Below are 327 nucleotides of genomic sequence, written 5' to 3'. Positions count from 1 at the left end.
TTCCTCGTGGAACGGCGCCTCGGCAAGGGCTCCACCGCCGTCGCCCTCGAGGTGGAGCACGACGACGGCGGCGGGGTGCTCAAGGTGGCCCTCGATCCCTCGCACAACGAGCGCATCCGGCGCGAAGGCGAGGTGCTGGGGGCGCTGCGCCATCCGAACGTCGTCGCGTTCCACCGCCACGTGGAGCTGTCCGGGCACGCGGCGCTGTTCATCGCGATGGCCGGCGCCGAGAACCGGGGCGGCGCCTACACCCTCGCGGACCGCATCCGCGAGGAAGGCCGGCTCTCGCTCGACCTCCTGGAACGCTTCGGAAGCCAGTGGCTGAGC

General features: G+C 72.2%; 1 protein-coding gene. It reads left to right on the top strand.

Annotation, left to right across the window (positions count from 1 at the left end):
- The coding region (locus FVP33_RS19700; protein ID WP_187270822.1) for a protein kinase family protein at nt 1-327 on the top strand (327 nt) is incomplete at both ends.

Origin of the sequence: Lacisediminihabitans profunda, from assembly GCF_008040105.1 — a bacterium.
GTDB lineage: Bacteria > Actinomycetota > Actinomycetes > Actinomycetales > Microbacteriaceae > Lacisediminihabitans > Lacisediminihabitans profunda.
This window is presented reverse-complemented; position numbering and strand designations above follow the sequence as displayed.